This window comes from Ruegeria sp. AB5, from assembly GCF_056542645.1.
Genome location: NZ_JBQGAE010000062.1, coordinates 1 through 1,356, shown reverse-complemented (window position 1 = coordinate 1,356; position 1,356 = coordinate 1). Strand labels below are relative to the sequence as shown.

Below are 1,356 nucleotides of genomic sequence, written 5' to 3'. Positions count from 1 at the left end.
ATGACGCCCGAGGAACGCGGCCATTCCTCCAAACTGGTCTATCAGTACCTGCCGTCGCGCTATGGGATGAACCCCAATGACCTGCGCAAGGCGGATGCGATCGAGATCGTGGTTGGCCAGGGGGCCAAGCCCGGCGGCGGCGGCATGTTGCTGGGTCAGAAGATCAGCGACCGCGTGGCCGAGATGCGCACCCTGCCCAAAGGTATCGACCAGCGTTCGGCCTGTCGCCATCCGGACTGGACCGGGCCCGATGATCTGGAGATCAAGATCCTCGAACTGCGCGAGATCACCAACTGGCAGGTGCCGATCTACGTCAAGGTGGGCGCAACCCGGCCCTATTACGACACCGCGCTGGCCGTGAAAGCTGGCGCAGATGTGGTGGTGATGGACGGGATGCAGGGCGGCACCGCCGCGACGCAGGACGTGTTCATCGAACATGTCGGATTGCCGACGCTGTCCTGCATTCGCCCCGCCGTGCAGGCGCTGCAGGATCTGGGCGTGCATCGCGAGGTGCAACTGGTGATCTCGGGCGGTATCCGCACCGGGGCCGATGTGGCCAAGGCGTTGGCGCTTGGTGCGGATGCGGTGGCGATTGGCACCGCCGCACTGGTGGCGCTTGGCGACAATGATCCGAAATGGGAAGCCGAGTATCAGAAGCTGGGCACCACCACCGGAGCCTATGACGACTGGCACGAGGGCCAGGACCCGGCGGGTATCACCACGCAGGACCCCGATCTTGCCGCCCGTCTGAACCCTGTCGACGCCGGGCGCCGTCTGCGCAACTATCTCAAGGTGATGACGCTTGAGGCGCAGACGATCGCGCGCGCCTGCGGTCACAACCACCTGCACAACCTGGAGCCCGAAGACTTGTGTGCCCTGACCATGGAGGCGGCCGCCATGGCGCGGGTGCCACTGGCAGGCACCACCTGGTACCCGGGCAAGGACGGATTTTAGAACGAACACTGCGCGGCTTCCTGACGGAGGCCGCGTTTTTGCTTTGAAAACAATAAACAACAGGGAAAGGAAAGCCATCGTGACGACAGATCTCGCAGCTTTCGCAAAAGAAAAAGGCGTCAAATACTTCATGATCTCGTTCACCGACCTGTTCGGTGGACAACGGGCCAAACTGGTCCCCGCGCAGGCGATAGCCGAGATGCAGGAAGACGGCGCAGGCTTTGCCGGGTTTGCCACCTGGCTGGATATGACCCCGGCGCATCCCGACATGCTGGCGGTGCCGGACCCGTCCTCGGTGATCCAGCTGCCCTGGAAGCCCGAGGTCGCCTGGGTTGCCGGCAACTGCGTGATGGAAGGCAAGGACGTCGCCCAGGCCCCGCGCAACGTGCTGCGCCGCCTGAT

Annotated in this window: 1 protein-coding gene and 1 pseudogene; both read left to right on the top strand. The window is 63.9% G+C overall.

The window, feature by feature from the left end; genetic code table 11:
• On the top strand, positions 1-954 hold a 954-nt coding region (locus ACR0L4_RS23595; RefSeq protein WP_480515637.1), incomplete at its 5' end, for an FMN-binding glutamate synthase family protein.
• A gap of 79 nt (positions 955-1,033) precedes the next feature.
• Positions 1,034-1,356: pseudogene (locus ACR0L4_RS23590) on the top strand (type III glutamate--ammonia ligase); the annotation flags it as partial.